Below are 18,374 nucleotides of genomic sequence, written 5' to 3'. Positions count from 1 at the left end.
TGAGTGGAGCCTCTTACTCTTTCATTAAAAAGAAAGAAAAGATTGTTGTGTGATGTTGTCTGCCTTAAGGCTGTGGATCCTTGATTTGTCCCACCCCTTTTCCACAGGTGCATAAGTCAGGGATGAATCACCTCGAATCAGTGGAATTCTTTTCAGGATTTCAGAGAAGCTTTTCCCACTCAAGTGCTTACGCTGTGAAAAACCAGTGGATAACTGTGGACTGATTCTGGGGAGCGAGTCCGGGAGAATCGGTGCGGAACGAGGAATCCACATATCCTTTCCCACCGTGGGGGAATCGGTGCGACTCAGGACCGACTCGGGTGAGTTGTCCACCGCTTCGCGCAGGGCTTGCGTTTTCGGGCGTTTTTTCCCAGAACAGTGCGGCGCTTTCTTCCTGATTTTGAACCGGTTTATCCCCATGTCCGCATCCATCCTCCTTGCCTCGGGCTCGGCCATCCGGGCCGAATTGCTCTCGAAGGCGGGCGTCACGTTCCAGGTCAGCAAGCCGCGGGTTGACGAGGACGCTGTGCGGCAGGCCCTCGAGGCCGAAGGGGAAAGTCCGCGCAACATTGCCGACGCCTTGGCCCAGGCGAAGGCTGAAAAGGTCGGCCGGAAAGAGCCCGAGGCCTATGTCCTGGGCTGCGACCAGGTTCTGGAGCTCGAGGGACGTATCTTTTCCAAGCCTGAAAACCTGGAAGAGGCCCGCACGCAGCTGAAAACGCTGTCCGGTCAACGTCATGCGCTGCACAGCGCTGCGGTGATCCACAATGGCGAAGGCGTTGTCTGGCGGCGGGTTTCGACGGTGCGGATGACGATGCGACCACTCTCGGATGCCTATCTCGAGGGGTATTTGCAGCGAAATTGGCCTCAGATCGGCCAATCCTGTGGTGCTTACCAGGTCGAATCCGAGGGGGTGCGGCTGTTTTCGCGCATCGACGGCGACTATTTCTCGGTGCTCGGCCTGCCTTTGCTGGAAGTTCTCGACTACCTTGCTCTCAGAGGAGCCATTTCGTCATGACGCTGGATGCTGCCCCCCTCGCCGGTGTGATCGGTCACCCGATCGCGCATTCGCGCTCGCCGCTGGTACATGGCCACTGGCTGCGCAGCCTTGGCCTGCGCGGGCACTACATCCCCATGGATATCCACCCGGATGACCTAGCTGAGGCGTTGAAAATGCTTCCAAAAATGGGCTTCGTGGGCATTAACGTGACAATTCCCCACAAGGAATCCGTTCTGGCGCTGGCGGATATCGTCACCGATCGGGCTGCGCTGATCGGCGCGGCGAATACGCTGATCTTTCGTCCTGATGGGTCGATTCATGCCGATAATACAGATGGTTACGGGTTCATAGAGAATCTGCGGCAATATGCGCCGGCCTGGGATCCGACTTCGGGGCCGGCGATGGTGCTGGGGGCAGGCGGTGCGTCGAGGGCGATCGTTTTCGCGCTGCTCGAGGCCGGCGTGCCGGAGATTTTCATCGCCAATCGCACCCGCCTTCGGGCAGAGCGCCTGCAAGAGGATTTCGGTCGAAAACTCAAGGTGATAGACTGGCATTCCTTGTCCCATCCGATGGCCGATGCCGCTCTGGTGGTCAACACGACTTCGCTCGGCATGATTGGCAAGCCTGAGCTGAATGTGAACCTGGATGCTCTCCACTCTGGACAGGTGGTGACGGATATCGTCTATAATCCCCTTGAAACGACGCTTTTGCGCCGCGCGCGCGAGGCGGGATGCGTCACGGTCGATGGGCTGGGCATGTTGCTGCACCAGGCTGTGCCCGGTTTCGAGCGCTGGTTCGGTGTTCGCCCCGAGGTGACGGCAGAGTTGCGGGAAGAGGCCCTGAAGTGACCTTTTTGATGGGGCTTACGGGGTCGATCGGCATGGGCAAGTCGACAACGGCGAGGCTTTTTGCCGAAGCCGGATGTGATGTCTGGGATGCCGATGCCGCGGTTCACCGTCTGTATGGTGCTGGCGGGGCGGCTGTGGGGCCGTTGAAAGCCGCGTTTCCGCAAGCCGTGACGGATGGCATTGTTTCACGTGAAACATTGAGGCGACTGATATCGGAAGATGAAACCGTACTGAAGCGTATTGAGGAGATCGTACATCCCCTGGTAGCTGATGATCGAAAAAGATTCATCGAAAACGCGAAATCCGATGTTGTTGTCTGCGATATCCCGTTGCTGTTCGAACGTGAGTATGAAAAAGAATTCGACGCAATTTCAGTAGTTTCTGCACCGCCAGAGGTTCAGCGGCAAAGGGTCCTCGAGCGCGGAACGATGAGTGAGACGCAATTCGACATGATTCTTTCCAAGCAGATGCCGGATGCCGAGAAACGCGCTCGCGCGGACTATGTGATCGAGACACATACGTTAGCGTATGCCCGGAAACAGGTGTTGGACATCCTCGAGGCGATCCGGAAAGGCCCCGTTTATGCGTGAGATTGTTCTGGATACGGAAACGACTGGCTTCGACCCATTCCAGGGGGACCGTCTGGTCGAGATTGGCTGCGTGGAACTTCTGAACCACGTGCCGACGGGCGAGACCTATCATGTCTACATCAACCCGGAACGCGACGTGCCCGAGGATGCCTTCAAGGTGCACGGGCTTAGCACCGAATTCCTGTCGGACAAGCCGACGTTCCGGGAACTGGCGCAGAGTTTCGTCGATTTCATCGCAGATTCGAAGCTGATCATCCACAACGCCAGCTTTGATATGAAATTCCTCAATGCCGAGCTGTCCTGGCTGAATCTGCCGCAGATCCCGAACAATCGCGCGGTCGACACGCTGGCCATCGCGCGGCGGAAATTCCCGGGCTCGCCAGCATCGCTCGATGCGCTCTGCCGTCGCTTCGGCATCGATAACTCGGCCCGGACGCTGCACGGGGCGCTGCTTGACTCCGAGATCCTGGCCGAGGTCTATCTGGAATTGATCGGTGGCCGACAGCCGGACCTCGTTCTGGCATCCGGCACGACAAAGGCGGTGGTCGAGGTTTCCGATGACTGGCGTCCACGGCCGCGTCCGACCCCCCTGCCGTCGCGCCTGACAGAGGCCGAGAAGGCCGCGCATGACGCTTTCGTCAAGAAGATGGGCGATGGGGCCCTCTGGACCAAGCTGCAGTCATGAAAAAACCCGGCCGGGGGCCGGGTTTTCAAGGATCTTTCCGCGTGCGATCAGTTCGCGGTCGCGGGGGCCTGTTGCTGCATGGCCGTGGCACGGCGCTGCAGTTCGGCGCGGTAAAGGCCAACGAAATCGATCGTGTCCAGGTTCAGCGGCGGGAAGCCACCGTCGCGCGTCACGTCGGAAACGATGCGGCGGGCGAAGGGGAACAGCATCCGCGGGCATTCGATCAGCAGGAACGGGTGCATCTGCTCTTCCGGCACGCCCTCGACATGGAAGACGCCGACATATTCCAGCTCCATCAGGAACATCGGATCGCCGGTTTCCTTGGCCTTGCTGGTGATGTGCAGCTTCATCATCACGTCGAACTGGTGCTCGGCCTCGCGCTTTTTCGCATCCAGCGCCACCTGGACCTGCACGTCGGGCTGAACCTGACCGGGCGCGGGCTTGCGCGCCAGGATGTTCTCGAAGGACATGTCGCGGATGTATTGCGTCAGGACGTTCATTCTGACCTGCGGCGCCTGTTGCGGCGCCGCGTCGTTCGGTTGATCAGCCATTTCGGCTCCCTCCCCTTGAGGTTATGCGTCGGGACCTTTGGTAGCAGCTTGCACGGGGCGTCTCAACGCCGCGTTAAGACCGTTCGGGTCACAAAGGGACGCAGTGTTGCCCTGGAAGGACCCTCAGTGGCGGGTCCACCCCGAGGGCTGGTGCGTCGGCCGCTTGGAGGGATCGACTTCGGTGAATTCGCCATCGATGATATCGGACTGGGCCGGGCGCTGTTGCGCCTGGGTGCCGCCCATGGTGAAGCTTTGGACCTTCACACGCTTCTTCAGGAAGCGGAATGCGGCGTGGCGGAAGGCCGGCACCATCAGGGCAAAGCCCATGGCATCGGTGAAGAAACCGGGGGTGACCAGCAGGACGCCGGCGATCAGGATCATCGCGGCTTCGGCCAGCGGCGCAGACGGGTCCGACAGCTCGTTGAAGCTGCGCTGGATCTTGGCCAGCACGTCGCGCCCCTGCTGCTTGACCAGCCAGGTGCCCAGGATCGCGCTGCCGAAGACGATGGCAAGGGTCCAGCCCAGGCCGATCAGGCCACCGACCTTGATGAACAGGGCGATCTCGATCATCGGGATCGCGATGAAGGCCAGCAGCAGCCACATGGTAAGTCTCCTTTCGCTCGCACGGTGGACGAAGCCCGGTGCAATCCCTACATAGGAACGGACCCGAAGAGATACCATGCCCCGGAGGCCCGAGAGGTTCCCATGAATTCGCCGATACTTCAGCTTCTCGTCCTGGCAGGGATCGCCATTTTCCTGATCCTGCGGCTGCGCAGTGTGCTCGGCACCCGCGAAGGCTTTGAAAAGCCGCCGGTTTCCGCGACGCCCCAGCCGGCCGCCCGCCAGGGCAAGTTCGAGGTGATCGATGGCGGTCCTGACCATGACATCACCGATCACGTCGCCGAGGGCAGCGCCGCCGCCCGTGCGCTGGCCGAGATGAAGGCCGCCGAGCCCTCTTTCAGCGTCAGCGAATTCCTGGGCGGTGCCCGGGCAGCTTATGAAATGATCCTGATGGCCTTCGAAAAGGGGGATCTGACGGATGTCCGCCCCTTCCTGTCGAATGAGGTCTACCAAAGCTTCGCCGAGGTGGTCACGGCCCGCGAACGCCAGGGTCTGAGCGTCGAGGCCGAGTTCATCGGTATCCGCGAAATGTCCCTGGACGAGGCCGAATACGATCCCCAAAGCCGTCTTGCCGCGCTGACGGTGCGTTTCACCGGCCAGCTGACCCAGGTGGTGCGCGATGCCAACGGCACGGTGATCGAGGGCGAGGAAGGCAAGATCAAGACGCAGCGCGACGGCTGGACTTTCGAACGCCGCATGGGCACCGATGATCTGAACTGGCAGCTGGTCGCCACCGGCGAGTGATCCGCCTGCCGCTTCACCGGCCGGTCGAAAATTCACGAGGCTCCGGGGTGACCCGGGGCCTTTTTCACTTAAATCTTCGCCACAGGAATGGCACAGGTGGGCTGCACGCGGCACAAGGCAAGAGGGGCGGACATGGACGGCACAGGGCATCGGCAAGGCAGCGGGGCGCGGGCGCCCCTGGCCGGCGGGTGCCTGTCATGAGTCGCCGCCGCCGCACCCTGCGCCCCGAGGAAATCGAGCTGTGGAAACAGGTTGCCGGTCAGGCCGAGCGTCTGCACCCGGAAGGCAAGCCACCTGCCCCGGCCCCACGCGCGGTCACGAAGGCGCCGCCCGTGCCCCGTCCCGATCCCCTGCCCGACCTGCCGATCCCGGCCTTCCGCCTGGGCGAGGCCGCCAGGCCGCCGGAAAACTTCCATGATCTTCTGGATCCCCTGCCCGAACGTCTGCATCGCGCTCCGCTGCGGATGGACAAGAAGACCCATGGCAAGATGACCCGGGGCAAGATGTCCCCCGAGGCGCGGATCGACCTGCATGGCATGACGGTCGACCGGGCGCACCGGGCGCTGACGGGGTTCCTGCTGCGGGCCGTGTCGCAGGACATGCGGCTGGTGCTGGTGATCACCGGCAAGGGCCGCCGCGCGGACGAGGACGGCCCGATCCCGGTGCGCCATGGGATCCTGCGCCACCAGCTGCCGCACTGGCTGTCGCTGCCGCCGCTGTCGCAGGTGGTGCTGCAGGTCAGCGCCGCCCATCTGAAGCATGGCGGCACCGGCGCATACTATATCTATCTGCGCCGGAACCGATGAATTCTATATATTGATCATGCCAGGGCTCGGGACAGGCTGTCGCCTTCCTGGACCGGCCGCTGGATCAGGGCCGAGGCCACCACGCAGAGCGCCGCCACATCGCTGCCCCGATCCTGCCGCAGCACGCAATCGTCCATCTGCACCAGGGCAAAGCCCGCCTGCGCCAGAAGGGTTTCGACATAAGCGCGGGAATGGGCAAAGCGGCGGCTTTCGCGCAGCTCGACGGGGGCCTCGCCCAGCTCGATGGTGAAGGCCAGGGTGCCGCCGGGGGCCAGCGCATCGGCACACCAGCCGACGATACGCTCCAGCGCGCCCAGGTAGATGAAGACATCGGCCGCGACGATCAGGTCATAGCGTTCCGCCGACAGTTCCAGCGTCGACAGGTCGCGCTTTTCCAGCAGGTCGTAGATGCCCTTTTCGGCCGCTTCCGTCAGCATGTTCTCCGAGATGTCATAGCCGCCCAGCCAGCCGCTGCGATCGCGCAGCACGACGCCCGCCAGCCCGGTGCCGCAGCCCAGGTCCAGCACCCGGCTGGCATAGCCCACGCCCGCCCGCGTCAGCGCATCGGCGATCAGCGCCGGGCCGCGATAGCCCAGCTTTTCCACCAGAGAGGTCTCGAACCGGTGGGCATACTGGTCGAACAGCAGCTCGACAAAGGCCGAGGGCATGGTGTCGGTGACGGGTACCTTGCGCAGCAGGTCGCGCTTCAGCCCGGCGCCCAGCGGGTCGGCCGGATCCAGCGTCACCACCCGGTCCCAGGCGGTGCAGGCTTCGGCATGGGCGCCGACGGCCTCCAGCAGCTCGCCCATGCGGAACCAGCCTGCGGCCCAGCCGGGAACCAGCTCCATGGCGCCCGATAGCACCTCGATCGCCGCGCCGGGATCGCCGATATGCATCAGCATCTCGGCATAGGACGCCCGGCGGTCGGCCGCCGGGTCTCCAGAGGGAAAACGCGTTCCCACCATCGCTGTCACTTTCCAAAAGGCCCGCCATTTCACAGGTTCGTACTGCGCCGGGGCGGGGAAAACGCTGCAGCCTGATGCTGCATCAGCGATGCCGATACGGCCGCCGGGGCCGTTCTGTCAACAGGACGTTGCGTCGTCTGACAGGGGCTTTTCCATGTAGACCCGGTGCAGCCCCTTTTCGGTCACCCGGCGGGTCTCGGCGTAACCGGCGCGTGTGTAGATGGCAATGTTGGTGTCCATCCGGGCATGGGTGTAAAGGCGCATCTTCGGCAGGCCTGCGGCGCGGGCCTGGTCCTCGGCATGGTCCATCAGGACGCGGCCCAACCCCCGCCCCTGCGCCTGCGGCGCCACGGCGATATTGTCCAGCAGCATTGCATCGCCCTGCGGCACCAGCACCACCAGTCCCAGGATCTCGGCGGCGTCGTCCAGCAGGGTGACGCGCCCCTCGTCGATCAGCGCGCCGTAGTCGTCGGTCAGGGGGCCGGGACGCTGGCCGATCTTGTCGATCCAGGGGGTGTAGGCGGCCGAGATGATCATCTCGACCGCCATCAGATCCGCGCGTTCGGCAAGGCGAAGGCGCGGCGCCATTACAGCACGTACCGGCTGAGGTCGGCCGAGGCCGCCAGTTCGCCGACGTTCTTCTGCACGAAGGCCTCGTCCACCTCGACCGCATCACCCGAGCGGTCGGGCGCGGTGAAGGAAAGTTCCTCGAAGACGCGCTCGATGATCGTGTAAAGGCGACGGGCGCCGATGTTCTCGACGCTGGCGTTCACCTCGGCCGCGATGCGGGCGATGGCGCGGATGCCGCCTTCGGTGAAGGTGACGCTCACCTCTTCCGTGCCCAGCATTTCCGCATATTGGCGGGTCAGGGCATTGTCGGTCTCGGTCAGGATGCGGACAAAGTCATCCTCGGTCAGGGCGCGCAGCTCGACCCGGATCGGCAGGCGGCCCTGAAGTTCGGGCAACAGGTCCGAGGGTTTCGCGATGTGGAACGCCCCCGAGGCGATGAACAGGATGTGGTCGGTCTTCACGGGGCCGTATTTCGTCGAGACCGTGGTGCCCTCGATCAGCGGCAGCAGGTCGCGCTGCACGCCTTCGCGGGACACGTCGCCGCCGCGGGCATCCTGACGGGCGCAGACCTTGTCGATCTCATCCAGGAAGACGATGCCGTTTTCCTGCACCGCCTCCAGCGCCACGCGGTTGACGGTTTCGTCGTCCAGCAGCTTGTCGGCCTCTTCGCCGATCAGGGCGTTGTAGCTTTCGGCGACGGTCAGGCGCTTGGTCACGGTGCGGCCGCCGAAGGCCTTGCCGAAGATATCGCCCAGGTTCATCATGCCCATCTGGCCGGCACCGGGCTGGCCGGGAATGCCCATCATCCCCAGAGGGTTGGAGTTGTCCTGCAGTTCCAGGGTGATGACCGTGTTGTCCAATTCGCCGTCGCGCAGCTTCTTGCGGAACATCTCACGCGTGCTGTCGCGGGCGTCCTTGCCGGCGATGGCCTCGATCACGCGCTCTTCGGCCTGTTCATGGGCCTTCTGCTTGACGTCTTCGCGCATGTATTCGCGGGTCTGGGCGATGGCGGCATCGACCAGGTCACGGACGATCTGTTCAACGTCGCGGCCGACATAGCCCACTTCGGTGAACTTGGTGGCCTCGACCTTGATGAAGGGCGCGCGCGCCAGCTTGGCCAGGCGGCGGCTGATTTCCGTCTTGCCGACGCCGGTCGGGCCGATCATCAGGATGTTCTTCGGATAAACCTCGTCGCGCAGGTCATCGGACAGCTGCTTGCGGCGCCAGCGGTTGCGCAGGGCCACGGCCACGGCGCGCTTGGCGTCGTTCTGGCCGATGATGAAGCGATCCAGTTCGCTGACGATTTCACGGGGGGTCAGGTCGGTCATGGGGGGATCCTTTCGGGCGACCGGGCTCAGCCGATCGACTCCACGGTCAGGTTTCCGTTGGTGAACACGCAGATGTCGGAGGCAATGGCCATGGCCTTGCGCGCGATCACCTCGGCGTCGTCCTCGTAGGCGTAGATGCCGCGGGCCGCCGAGAGGGCGAAATTCCCGCCCGAGCCGATGGCCGCGATGTCATGTTCGGGTTCCAGCACGTCGCCGGCGCCGGTGATCACGAACAGGTCCTTGCCGTCGGTGACGATCAGCATTGCCTCCAGCTTTTGCAGGTACTTGTCGGTGCGCCAATCCTTGGCCAGTTCGACGCTGGCGCGGGCCAGCTGGCCGGGGGTCATTTCCAGCTTTGCTTCCAGCCGTTCCAGCAGCGTGAAGGCATCGGCGGTGGATCCGGCAAAGCCCGCCACCACGTCATAGCCGCCGGGCGACAGCCGGCGCACCTTGCGCGCGGTGCCCTTGATCACGGTATTGCCGAGCGAGACCTGCCCGTCACCCGCCACCACCACGCGGCCGCCCTTGCGGACGCCGATGATCGTGGTGCCGTGCCAGCCGGGAAAATCGCTGTCTGCCATCAGATATCTCCTTCGATCTTGGCCGCTATATGAGGGCGGGGGCGCGGGCGGGCAAGGCTTGGCACGGTGCAATCGCGCGGGACCTTGCTGATTTCCCAAAAACATCCCCTTGGAAATAAAAGAAAAGGCGCCCGAAGGCGCCCTTTCGTGACGGGATGCGCACGCCTCAGATAGAGTCGTTGATCCAGTTCTGCAGCGCGGCCTTGGGCGCAGCGCCGGTCCGGTTCGAGACGATCTCGCCGTCCTTGAAGATGAACAGCGCCGGGATGCCGCGCACGCCCATCGCCATGACCGACTGCGGGTTCGCATCGGCATCGACCTTCACGACCTTCAGCTTGCCGGCCATCTCTTCCGAGATCTCTTCCAGCGCCGGGGCGATCTGCTTGCACGGGCCGCACCATTCGGCCCAGATGTCGACGAGGACGGGCAGGTCCGCGTTCTTGACCTCGGCCTCGAAGGTATCGTCGGTGACTGCATGGGTTGCCATATCGGGCCTCCATCGGGGGGTGTCTGAGTTGGGGCGAACCTAAGTACCGCCCCGGCCCGGGTCAAGCTGTGGCGGCATCGTGCAAGGCTGCCATGACCAGATCATCGGGCAGCATCATCAGCGTTGCATTCCGTGTCCACAGCAATGCCGTGCGCACGGGCAGATCGGGATAGACCTGCATCAGCGCCGCCCGATAGGCGCCCATCTGCCGCAGCAGGCCCGCGGGCACCTCGGCGGGGCGGTCGGGGATTGTGACGTTGGTCTTGAAATCCACCGCCAGCACGCCGCGGTCGTCGATGATCAGCCGGTCGATGATGCCATGGATGCGCTGGCCGTCCAGTTCCGGCAGGGCGGCGGTGATCGCGGTTTCGACCAGCGCGTCCTGGCCGAAGAAGGGCGCGGTCGCATTGCCGGTGATGACGCGGGTCGCCTCGGCCAGCAGTAGGGCGATTTCCGCCGGGATCGCGGCATCGGCGCCGCTGGCCAGCAGCGTGTCGGCGGTGGCGGGCCAGTGGTCGGGCGGCAACGCGGGCAGGTGTTCCAGCAGCAGGTGGACCTGACGGCCGCGGCGCTTGGCGGCGGCCTCGTCCAGGCCCTCGGCGCCGGGCAGGGCCTTGGCGCCGCCCAGATCCTCGGACGGAGACAGGGTTTTCGGCGGCAGCGCGGGTTTCGGCGCCGGCTGATGCGCCCAGCCGGGCAGTTCGGGCGTGGGGATGACGCGGGTTTGCGGGCGCTCGACGGCCAGATCCCAGTCGCCCACCTCCAGCCGCAGACCCTCGGTGCCGTCCATCGGCAGCGGGTCGGCCTCCATCACGGTCATGGCGTCGCGGATGCGGGTGTACCAGTTCTCGGTCTTCTCGCCGATCTTGCCGGCGGCGGCGACGATCAGCCATTTCTCGGCCCGGGTCATCGCGACATAAAGCAGCCGGTCCAGTTCCTGCGCTGCGGCCTCCTTGCGGGTGGCGCGCAGCTCGCGCATCTGGGCGGGTTCCTCGGCCTCGGTCAGCGACCACAGCGGCAGGCCCCCGGCATCCACCACATGCGGCGCCGTCGTCCGTCCGCCCGAGATCGTTTCCGGCAGGATGACAATTGGGCTTTCGAGACCCTTCGACCCATGCACCGTCATCACCCGGATCTGGTCCGAGGCCGCATCCATCTGGCGCTTGATCTCCAGCTCATCGGCCTCCATCCAGACCAGGAAACCGGTCAGGCTGGGGACCTCGGACTGTTCGTAGACCAGCGCCTGATCCAGCAGCGCATCCAGCCCGTCCTCGGCCTCGGGGCCCAGACGGCCCAGCAGCTTGCGGCGCCCGTCGTGGCGCGTCAGGATGCGTTCGATCAGGTCATAGGGCCGCAGAAAGTCCGACAGACCCATCATGTCGCGGATCAGCCCCAGTTCCCACGCGAAATCTTGTGGTCTGGCCTCGAGGGCATGGAACAGGGTGATGCCCGGCGCGCGGCGATGCGCCAGGTCGAACAGGCGCTGTTCGTCCCAGCCGAAGATCGGCGATTTCAGCACGGCGGCCAGCGACAGGTCATCCTCGGGCAGGGCCAGGAAGGCCAGGAAGGCGGTGACATCACGCACGGCCAGTTCGGCGGCCACCTTCAGCCGGTCGGCGCCCGCCATCGGCAGGTTCAGTTCCTTGCAGGCGCGGATGACCTCGTTGAAGATGCCCGAGCGCCGCCGGACCAGGATCATGAAATCCTTCGGACGCACCGGACGGGCGTGATAGGTGCCGGTATGGCCGTTTTCCTCGGGGATCGTGGCGCCGCCGTGGATCATTTCGTGGATCTGGCGGGCGATGCGGCGCGACAGGATGACGTTGTGGTGGTTCTCGGCCAGTTTGTCGACGGGATCGAACCAGTCGCGGTCCTCTTCCTCTTTCAGCTCGGGGACGACGGGCCACAGATCGACCCGGCCGGGCATGGCGGACTTGAAGGCGCGGTGGCGCTGGTCGGGGGTGAAACCGGCGGCCTCGCGCCCCTCGAACACCGTGTCGACCAGCGACAGGATCGCGGCGGACGAGCGGAACGAGAACTGCAGTTCCAGCTTTTGCAGCGGATTGTCGGTCTGTTCCAGCCGGTCGCCGAAATCGTCGCGCATCCGGTCAAAGCCCGACGGATCGGCGCCCTGGAAGGAATAGATCGACTGCTTCTTGTCGCCCACCACGAAGATCGTGCGCCGGACGTCATCGCGGGCGCCCTCGCCGCTGGTGAATTCGCGCGCCAGGGCGGCGATCACCTGCCATTGCACCGGGCTGGTATCCTGCGCCTCGTCCACCAGAATGTGGTCGATGCCGCCATCGAGGCGCCACAGCACCCATTGCGACACCGTCTTGTCGGTCAGCAGGTCGCGGGTCTTCAGGATCAGGTCGTCGAAATCCAGCCAGCCGCGGGCCTCCTTGGCGGCGGCGAAGGCGGGCAGGAAGGCGCGGGCAAAGTCCTGCAGAACCAACGCCTTGTCGCGGGCCTGAAGGGCCACCCGCAGGGCGCGGGCCTCGGCGATGCGGGTCTGCCAGTCCTCGATCTGGGGGACCAGGTGGGGAAAGGCCTTCTTGGCGCCGACGCTGGGGAATTTCGCCGGGGTGAAGGGGGCCTTGCCGCTTTTCGTCAGCAGCCGGTCCTCGAGCACCAGAAGCGTCTCGGGGGTGCGATCGCGCAGCGGGGCCAGGGCCTCCAGCGCGGTGGCGTCGCCCTTGGTGGTGCCTGTGCGCAGCATCTCGCACAGCTGCGGGATCAGGGCCATGTCGGCCGCGGTCAGGGCCATGTCCAGGCAATCCTGCGGCGTCAGGCCGGGCGGAAGATCCAGCGCCAGATCAAGGTCTTCGGCAGAGACGGGGGCGGTGAACAGGTCGCGGTTGCGGGCGATGTCCTCGACCAGGGGGCCAAAGCTGTCGTCGCGCAGATAGGCCGCGACACGTTCCACCGTGGCGGCGATGGGGCCGTTCGACAGCCGCTCCATCACCTCTTCGCGCAGGATCACGGCGTTGCGGTCGTCGATCTCCTGGAACTGGGGGGACACGCCCGCCTCGAGGGGGAAACGCCGCAGCAGCCCCGCGCAGAACGAGTGGATGGTCTGGATCTTCAGCCCGCCGGGGGTCTCGATGGCGCTGGCAAAGAGGGTCCGGGCGCGGGACAGGCGCTGGCTGTCGATCTCGGTCTCGATGCCCAGATCGGTCAGCGCGGCGCGCAGTTCGTCATCCTTCAGCATCGCCCATTCGCCCAAGCGTTTGAACAGGCGGTTCTGCATCTCAGAGGCGGCGGCCTTGGTATAGGTCAGGCACAGGATGTTCTGCGGCGACACGCCATCCAGCAGCAGCCGGGCCACGCGGTCGGTCAGCACGCGGGTCTTGCCGGATCCGGCATTGGCAGCCAGCCAGGTGGATTTGTCGGGGCGGGCGGCGCGGATCTGGCGGACCGAGGCCTCGTTCCTGGGGATCATGTCAGGGGTCTCCGGTCGGGCTCGTCGGTCTCGTCCCATTCGCCAAAGCGCGCCAGATGGTCGAAATCACCGCTGAAGCGGACCTCGCGCATGGCGCGGCGCGACAGGTAGCCCTGTTCGGGGTCCAGCCAGCGTTCCATCAATTGCGTGAATTCGGCCCAGACCTGCGCGGGCGAGGTTTCGTCCAGAGGCGCGTGGGCCTCTTCGGGCGGGTTCGACAGGCCAATGTAGACGGCGCGGGCCACGGGCATGGGGCCGGTCTTGCCGAACCCTTCGCGTTCCGCGATCGCGGCCTCGAGCGGCAGTTGCTTTTTGAAGAACGTCTGTTCGCGTTCGCTGGGCGGCTTGCCGGTCTTGTAGTCGAAGATGTGCAGCCTTCCGTGGTGATCGCGGTCGACCCGGTCGGCGCGCGCCGACAGCGACACGCCAAGCGCCTCGATCCGGGCCGTGCCCTTGCGTTCGTTCAGGATCTCGGCCGCTTCCTGCTGGCGGGCGGCTTCGTGGGCGACGAACCAGTCGGCGACACGGGCCAGGCGGGCGTGCCACAGCAGGCGGGTTTCGGGCCAGGGGACCTGATCCACCAGCACCGCATGGGCCATCTCCAGCAGGCGTTCGGCGCTGAGCGGTTCGGTGCCGCGGGCGACGCCTGTGACGAAATCCTCCAGCACCAGGTGGCTGACATCGCCGCGCAGCATCACGTCGGGTTCGCGCATCAGCGGGTTCAGGGCCGACAGGCGCAGGATCTTCTTGGCATAGATCGCATAGGGGTCGCGGATCAGGCGTTCGATCTCGGTCACGTAGAAATCGCGCGGGCGGGCCTCCAGCGGCGGACAGGGCGCGGGACGCGGCGCCGGGGGGATCGGCGTGGGCGTCTCGACCTGGCGGGCCAGCGCCAACCAGTGATTGCCGCGTGCCTCCATGTCCTTCAGCGCGGCGGGGCCGGATTCGGGCAGGCCGCTCAGCAGGTTGGTCATCCGGTTCAGCCAGCGCGCGGGCACCGTTTCGGCATCCTGCGACCGGATCGAGCGTGACAGCCAGACCTCGGGCGCGGCGACGGCCTGCTGGAAATCATGCGCCGACAGGCCGATGTTGCGTTCGGGCAGCAACAGGCCCGCCTTCTGGCGCATCTGCCGGTTCAGCCATGGATCGGGATCGGGGGCCTCGGGCCAGGACCCCTCGTTCAGGCTGCCCAGGATGACCAGCTGGGCGCCCTGCACCCGCGCCTCCAGCGTCCCCCAGACCAGCAGCCCGGGATGCGGTTCATCGGCGTTGCGGACCTCGCCGCCCGAGATGATCTTGGAGACAAGGTTCAGATAGTCGCGCGCGGCGAAATCGTCGCCATGGGGGGCGTCCTGCGCCAGGCTTGCCATGACGCGATCGGCCTCGGTGCCCGCGTCGCCTTCCCACAGCCGCCCCGAGGCCGAGCTTTCCATGCAGCCGCGTGCGATGGTTTCGGCCAGCGCCAGGTGGTCCTGGACGCGCTGGTCCAGCGGGATCGGATCGGGCCGGGCCGCGCCGAAGACATGGGTGCAGACCCAATCGGCCCAGGCGGGCGCCACGTCCTGCAGGCGTTCGGTCGCGGCGAATTTGCGGATGTCCTCGGGGGTGGGGCGCGGGCGGCCCTGACGGCGCAGATAGATCTCCAGCCGACGCGTCAGGCTCAGGTGGCGGCCGCGCAGATGGGCGGCGGCGTCATTGCCCTTGGGGGCGGAATGGGCCAGCGGGTGTTTCAGCAGGGTCAGCAGTTCGACCGCGTTGGGGGGCGCGACCAGAAGCTGCGCCACCTGCCGCAGAAAGCGCCCCGGGGGCGTCACCTGCAGCGGAATCCCGGCCGAGTCATCGGGCACGATCCCCCAGCGGCCAAGGGCGGCGCTGACCTGCCGCGTCAGTTGCCGGTCGGGGGTGATCAGCGCGCAGGTCTGCCCGGTTTCGGCCGCCTGCCGCATCCTGAGGGCAATCGCCATCGCCTCGGCCCGCGGCGAGGGCGCCTTCAGCAGCGTGATGTCCTGCGTCGGCGCGATCAGATCCCCCAGAGAGGGGCCTTCCTCGAGCCACTGGTGCGTCACCGGCGCGGGACGAAGCGCAAGCGAAACCAAACGGTTGCGCGCCTCGGGGCCGGTGGTGTCGGGGTGCCAGTTCTGCACCTCGGACGGGTCCAGCCCTAGACCCGTCATCAGCTTGCGGAACCGGAACTGGGGGTGGTCCTCGGCGGTCAGGGCATCGTCAAGCTGCGACCAGATCCGGTCGGGCTGGTGGAAATCGTAGCCCGGCAGGATCACCGCGCCCTGCGGCAGCCGCGCAACCGCCTGCATCAGAAGGTGTGTGGCCCCCCGCGACCCGGTCGAGCCCGCCAGCAGCACCGGATGCTGCGGCGGGTTGGTTTCCCATTCCGCGACCAGTGCCTCGACGACGCGGCGCTGGCGTTCCTCGGGGTCGGGGGCCTCGCGATCCGCATCCAGGGTGCCGACGATCGACAGGAACTTTTGCGTCCGCGCCCAGTGGCCCGACAGGTCCGACACATCGAGGTTGCGGATATCATCGAGCGAGACCTTCTCGCCCTGCATCTCGTCCAAAAGCTTGGCCAGGCTGTCCGACAGATCGTAAAGCGCGGCGCGCGGCGCCAGATCCGGTTCCGCATCCAGCAGCGCCGAGATCAGCCGGATCAGTTCCAGCCGCCTGCGGATGCCCGAGATCGACGGCGGGATCGCCTCGGCGCAGTGCAGGTCGGTCAGCAGGCGGATGCGGGGGGCCAGCATCGCGGGGCCGGTGTCCAGCAGGGTGCGGATGCGGCGGGCCATGCGGCGGGTGTTCACCACCAGCTCGACCCGCGCCAGCGCATGGGGCGGCTGGCCCGCCATGCGCAGCAGCAGGCCCTTCAGCAGGTCGGCGGGGAAATCGGCGCCCGGCGGCAGGCCGAACAGGCGGGGACGGTCGGTGGGCTCAAACATCCAGCATCTCTTCGGCCAGCGCGATGCCCTCGGGGCGGCCAACATCGCACCACAGCCCCTCGTAGGGGACGATGTAAAGGCGCCCGCGGGCGATCATCCGGTTCCACAGCAGGTTCAGCGAGAAGACCTGATCGGGAATGTCCTTCAGCCCGTCGGTGGTGGTGATCTGGGCGCCGGCATAGACCAGCCCGGCGCCGCGGCCAGTGACCCGCCCGGTGGCGTCGGCGGTGAAATCCCCCTGCCCGGCATGGCCGATGGCGTTTTCGGGCCGCAGCCCCAGCAGCAGCGCATCCATCCGCCGGGGATCCCAGTGCCGCGCCAGCACCTGCAGCGCCGCAGGCCCCTTCCAGACCGCGTCCGTGTTCAGGGTGAAGACCGGCCCGGGCCCCAGGACCGGCCCTGCCGCGCGCAAACCGCCCCCGGTGTCAAGCAACACCTCCTCGTGCAGGACCCGCACGTCAGAGCCCGCGAAATGCGCTGCAATCTGCTCGCCCAGGTAATGCGCATTGGCTACCACGGGGTGCAGGGGCAGGCCCCGGGCCTGCTCCAGCGCATGGGTGATCAGCGGCTTGCCTGCGACCTCGATCAGCGGTTTCGGCCGGGTGTCGGTCAGCGGGCGCATCCGCGTGCCGTGACCGGCGGCGAACAGCATCAGGGCAGAGGGCGTGTCGCGCATTTCTCTTTCAGGCGGTCCAGGATCTCGGGGGTGGGTTCGGGCAGGTCCGACAGCAGGCGGGCGCGGATCTCTTCCATGCCGGGGCGGTCCAGGCTGCGGCGCAGATAGCCCCAGACCCGGGGGATGAAATCGACGTAATGCGGGCGGCCATAGCCCATGCACAGGCGCGCGAAGACACCCAGGATGCGCAGGTTCCGCTGGATGCCCAGCATGTCGTAGGCGGTGCGGAAGGCCTGCGGATCGGCGCCCGAGGTGGCGACGAACCGCGCGATCATCTGCTCTTCCAGATCGGCCGGGACATCGCGGCGCGCGTCCTGCAGCAGCGACACCAGATCATAGGCCGGATGGCCCAGCATGGCGTCCTGGAAATCCAGCAGGCCGACGCGGGCCGGGCCTTCGCGGTCGGGCAGCCACAGCAGGTTCTCGGCGTGGAAGTCGCGCAGGATCACCACCGAGGGCATCCCCGTCGCCCGCGCCAGCCGCGGCTGGAAATCGGCCGAGAAGCCCGCCATCGTATAGGGCACCCTGTCGGTGGCACCGGCAACGTACCATTCATAGGCCAGCGCGGCGAGGCGGGTCATCAGCGGCGGGTCATAGGGCGGCAGGCCATGTGGCAGCGGCCCGCGGTGCAGCACCTGCAGCGCGTCGATGGCCGCGCCATAAAGCAGCGGCGCGCTGTCGGGGATCGCCGGGACCGCGCGGGCGAACAGGTTGTCGCCCAGGTCCTCCAGCAGCAGAAAGCCGTGGGCGGTGTCCAGGGCCAGGATGGCAGGGGCCGACAGGCCCAGCCCGGTCAGGTGGCGGTCGATGGCGACGAAGGGGCGGACGTCTTCGCCCTTGTCGGGGGGCGCGTCCATCAGCACGGCGGTGGTGCCGTCGTCGCGCTGCAGCCGGTCGTATTTGCGCATCGAGGCATCGCCGGCCAGCGGCCGGATCCGGGCATCGGCCCAGTCGGTGCCGGCCAGGAAGGAAAGCTTCTGCGCGGTGCGGTCACTCATGGGACGGGATCTCTTTCAGGATCGCCTGGACAAGGGCTGCTGCTGCGGCCGGAACGTCCAGGGTCAGGGTGCGGGCATCGTCGTCTTCTGGCAGCGGCGCAAGCTCCAGCTGCCAGGCATCGGGCGGGGTCAGGCTGCCCAGCCGGTCGGGCCATTCCACCAGGCAGATGGCATCCGAGAACGCCTCTTCCAGGCCCAGCTCGACCGCTTCGGCGGGATCGCCCAGGCGGTAGAGGTCGGCATGCCAGAGCGGCCCTGCGGGGGTGTCGTATTCCTGCACGATGGTGAAGGTCGGCGAGGGCACGTCCTCGGGCGGGTCCTGCAGGGTCTGGATCAGGCTGCGGGCGAAATGCGTCTTGCCGGCGCCGATGCCGCCCGACAGCAGCAGCACGGTGCCGGGATGAAGATGCGGCGCCAGCGCCGCGGCAAGCGCGCGAGTGGCATCGGCAGAGGCGAGGGTCAGGTGAAATGCGGCGCGGCTCATGTCGCGAATGTAACGACCGCGGGCCGGGCCGCAAGCCGAAGTTGGCGGCT

The 18,374-nt window shown here is 66.2% G+C and carries 18 protein-coding genes; 6 read left to right on the top strand and 12 right to left on the bottom strand.

The features are described from left to right. Window positions 1-418: 418 nt before the first annotated feature. The 4 genes from AC2ITM_RS00655 to dnaQ are packed head-to-tail and all read left to right on the top strand — an operon-like array spanning window position 419 to window position 3,123. Window positions 419-1,018, top strand: coding sequence for a Maf family protein (locus AC2ITM_RS00655; protein ID WP_486467914.1), 600 nt, complete (start codon window positions 419-421; stop codon window positions 1,016-1,018). Next, window positions 1,015-1,848, top strand: coding sequence for a shikimate dehydrogenase (locus AC2ITM_RS00650; protein WP_486467913.1), 834 nt, complete (start codon window positions 1,015-1,017; stop codon window positions 1,846-1,848). Before AC2ITM_RS00655 ends, AC2ITM_RS00650 begins: the two co-directional genes overlap by 4 nt. Beyond that, window positions 1,845-2,438 carry a dephospho-CoA kinase gene (gene coaE, locus AC2ITM_RS00645; protein ID WP_486467912.1) on the top strand — a complete coding sequence of 198 codons (594 nt, stop codon included), beginning with the start codon at window positions 1,845-1,847 and terminating at the stop codon, window positions 2,436-2,438. The genes AC2ITM_RS00650 and coaE overlap by 4 nt, the downstream gene beginning before the upstream one ends. Then, the gene (gene dnaQ, locus AC2ITM_RS00640; protein ID WP_486467911.1) at window positions 2,431-3,123 is read left to right on the top strand and encodes a DNA polymerase III subunit epsilon; all 693 of its coding nucleotides are present in this window, start codon (window positions 2,431-2,433) and stop codon (window positions 3,121-3,123) included. Before coaE ends, dnaQ begins: the two co-directional genes overlap by 8 nt. A gap of 47 nt (window positions 3,124-3,170) precedes the next feature. Here dnaQ and secB read toward each other — a convergent pair whose 3' ends face one another. Both secB and AC2ITM_RS00630 read right to left on the bottom strand, forming a co-directional pair. Continuing rightward, a complete protein-coding gene (gene secB / locus AC2ITM_RS00635) occupies window positions 3,171-3,674 on the bottom strand; it encodes a protein-export chaperone SecB (RefSeq protein WP_486467910.1) in 504 nt (167 codons plus the stop codon). Between the two features lie 123 nt (window positions 3,675-3,797). Then, window positions 3,798-4,277: an FxsA family protein gene (locus AC2ITM_RS00630; protein WP_486467909.1), complete on the bottom strand. Its 480-nt coding sequence runs from the start codon at window positions 4,275-4,277 to the stop codon at window positions 3,798-3,800. Between the two features lie 102 nt (window positions 4,278-4,379). Here AC2ITM_RS00630 and AC2ITM_RS00625 point away from each other — a divergent pair, with 102 nt between their 5' ends. Together AC2ITM_RS00625 and AC2ITM_RS00620 are read left to right on the top strand one after the other, a co-directional pair. Then, a complete protein-coding gene (locus AC2ITM_RS00625) occupies window positions 4,380-5,039 on the top strand; it encodes a Tim44/TimA family putative adaptor protein (protein WP_486467908.1) in 660 nt (219 codons plus the stop codon). 197 nt (window positions 5,040-5,236) lie between these two features. Continuing rightward, window positions 5,237-5,845: a Smr/MutS family protein gene (locus AC2ITM_RS00620; protein ID WP_486467907.1), complete on the top strand. Its 609-nt coding sequence runs from the start codon at window positions 5,237-5,239 to the stop codon at window positions 5,843-5,845. Between the two features lie 14 nt (window positions 5,846-5,859). Here AC2ITM_RS00620 and AC2ITM_RS00615 read toward each other — a convergent pair whose 3' ends face one another. The 10 genes from AC2ITM_RS00615 to tsaE form a co-directional block, all read right to left on the bottom strand. Next, window positions 5,860-6,810 (bottom strand): class I SAM-dependent methyltransferase, encoded by a 951-nt coding sequence (locus AC2ITM_RS00615; RefSeq protein WP_486467906.1) that lies wholly within the window; start codon window positions 6,808-6,810, stop codon window positions 5,860-5,862. A gap of 117 nt (window positions 6,811-6,927) precedes the next feature. After that, on the bottom strand, window positions 6,928-7,398 hold the full coding sequence (locus AC2ITM_RS00610) for a GNAT family N-acetyltransferase (RefSeq protein ID WP_486467905.1): 471 nt from the start codon (window positions 7,396-7,398) through the stop codon (window positions 6,928-6,930). Next, on the bottom strand, window positions 7,398-8,708 hold the full coding sequence (hslU, locus tag AC2ITM_RS00605; RefSeq protein WP_486467904.1) for an ATP-dependent protease ATPase subunit HslU: 1,311 nt from the start codon (window positions 8,706-8,708) through the stop codon (window positions 7,398-7,400). The genes AC2ITM_RS00610 and hslU overlap by 1 nt, the downstream gene beginning before the upstream one ends. A 26-nt stretch (window positions 8,709-8,734) precedes the next feature. Further along, on the bottom strand, window positions 8,735-9,289 hold the full coding sequence (gene hslV / locus AC2ITM_RS00600; RefSeq protein WP_486467903.1) for an ATP-dependent protease subunit HslV: 555 nt from the start codon (window positions 9,287-9,289) through the stop codon (window positions 8,735-8,737). Between the two features lie 166 nt (window positions 9,290-9,455). Continuing rightward, a complete protein-coding gene (gene trxA / locus AC2ITM_RS00595) occupies window positions 9,456-9,776 on the bottom strand; it encodes a thioredoxin (protein ID WP_486467902.1) in 321 nt (106 codons plus the stop codon). Between the two features lie 61 nt (window positions 9,777-9,837). Then, a complete protein-coding gene (addA, locus tag AC2ITM_RS00590; protein ID WP_486467901.1) occupies window positions 9,838-13,218 on the bottom strand; it encodes a double-strand break repair helicase AddA in 3,381 nt (1,126 codons plus the stop codon). After that, the gene (gene addB, locus AC2ITM_RS00585) at window positions 13,215-16,166 is read right to left on the bottom strand and encodes a double-strand break repair protein AddB (protein ID WP_486467900.1); all 2,952 of its coding nucleotides are present in this window, start codon (window positions 16,164-16,166) and stop codon (window positions 13,215-13,217) included. The genes addA and addB overlap by 4 nt, the downstream gene beginning before the upstream one ends. After that, window positions 16,159-16,842: a nucleotidyltransferase family protein gene (locus AC2ITM_RS00580; RefSeq protein WP_486467899.1), complete on the bottom strand. Its 684-nt coding sequence runs from the start codon at window positions 16,840-16,842 to the stop codon at window positions 16,159-16,161. Before AC2ITM_RS00580 ends, addB begins: the two co-directional genes overlap by 8 nt. After that, complete coding sequence (locus AC2ITM_RS00575; protein WP_486467898.1) at window positions 16,818-17,840, bottom strand: aminoglycoside phosphotransferase family protein; 1,023 nt, start codon at window positions 17,838-17,840, stop codon at window positions 16,818-16,820. The genes AC2ITM_RS00580 and AC2ITM_RS00575 overlap by 25 nt, the downstream gene beginning before the upstream one ends. Next, window positions 17,833-18,324 (bottom strand): tRNA (adenosine(37)-N6)-threonylcarbamoyltransferase complex ATPase subunit type 1 TsaE, encoded by a 492-nt coding sequence (gene tsaE, locus AC2ITM_RS00570; protein WP_486467897.1) that lies wholly within the window; start codon window positions 18,322-18,324, stop codon window positions 17,833-17,835. Before tsaE ends, AC2ITM_RS00575 begins: the two co-directional genes overlap by 8 nt. Between the last annotated feature and the right edge of the window lie 50 nt (window positions 18,325-18,374).

The organism is Pseudooceanicola sp. NS-SX9, from assembly GCF_057380705.1.
This window is presented reverse-complemented; position numbering and strand designations above follow the sequence as displayed.

Coding starts and splice junctions, on each gene's coding strand:
- AC2ITM_RS00575 (WP_486467898.1), bottom strand. CDS start 17,840: ATGAGTGACCGCACCGCGCAGAAGCTTTCCTTCCTGGCCGGCACCGAC.
- AC2ITM_RS00615 (WP_486467906.1), bottom strand. CDS start 6,810: ATGGTGGGAACGCGTTTTCCCTCTGGAGACCCGGCGGCCGACCGCCGG.
- trxA (WP_486467902.1), bottom strand. CDS start 9,776: ATGGCAACCCATGCAGTCACCGACGATACCTTCGAGGCCGAGGTCAAG.
- addA (WP_486467901.1), bottom strand. CDS start 13,218: ATGATCCCCAGGAACGAGGCCTCGGTCCGCCAGATCCGCGCCGCCCGC.
- AC2ITM_RS00630 (WP_486467909.1), bottom strand. CDS start 4,277: ATGTGGCTGCTGCTGGCCTTCATCGCGATCCCGATGATCGAGATCGCC.
- AC2ITM_RS00625 (WP_486467908.1), top strand. CDS start 4,380: ATGAATTCGCCGATACTTCAGCTTCTCGTCCTGGCAGGGATCGCCATT.
- AC2ITM_RS00580 (WP_486467899.1), bottom strand. CDS start 16,842: ATGCGCGACACGCCCTCTGCCCTGATGCTGTTCGCCGCCGGTCACGGC.
- AC2ITM_RS00610 (WP_486467905.1), bottom strand. CDS start 7,398: ATGGCGCCGCGCCTTCGCCTTGCCGAACGCGCGGATCTGATGGCGGTC.
- AC2ITM_RS00650 (WP_486467913.1), top strand. CDS start 1,015: ATGACGCTGGATGCTGCCCCCCTCGCCGGTGTGATCGGTCACCCGATC.
- tsaE (WP_486467897.1), bottom strand. CDS start 18,324: ATGAGCCGCGCCGCATTTCACCTGACCCTCGCCTCTGCCGATGCCACT.
- addB (WP_486467900.1), bottom strand. CDS start 16,166: ATGTTTGAGCCCACCGACCGTCCCCGCCTGTTCGGCCTGCCGCCGGGC.
- hslV (WP_486467903.1), bottom strand. CDS start 9,289: ATGGCAGACAGCGATTTTCCCGGCTGGCACGGCACCACGATCATCGGC.
- AC2ITM_RS00655 (WP_486467914.1), top strand. CDS start 419: ATGTCCGCATCCATCCTCCTTGCCTCGGGCTCGGCCATCCGGGCCGAA.
- dnaQ (WP_486467911.1), top strand. CDS start 2,431: ATGCGTGAGATTGTTCTGGATACGGAAACGACTGGCTTCGACCCATTC.
- secB (WP_486467910.1), bottom strand. CDS start 3,674: ATGGCTGATCAACCGAACGACGCGGCGCCGCAACAGGCGCCGCAGGTC.
- hslU (WP_486467904.1), bottom strand. CDS start 8,708: ATGACCGACCTGACCCCCCGTGAAATCGTCAGCGAACTGGATCGCTTC.
- AC2ITM_RS00620 (WP_486467907.1), top strand. CDS start 5,237: ATGAGTCGCCGCCGCCGCACCCTGCGCCCCGAGGAAATCGAGCTGTGG.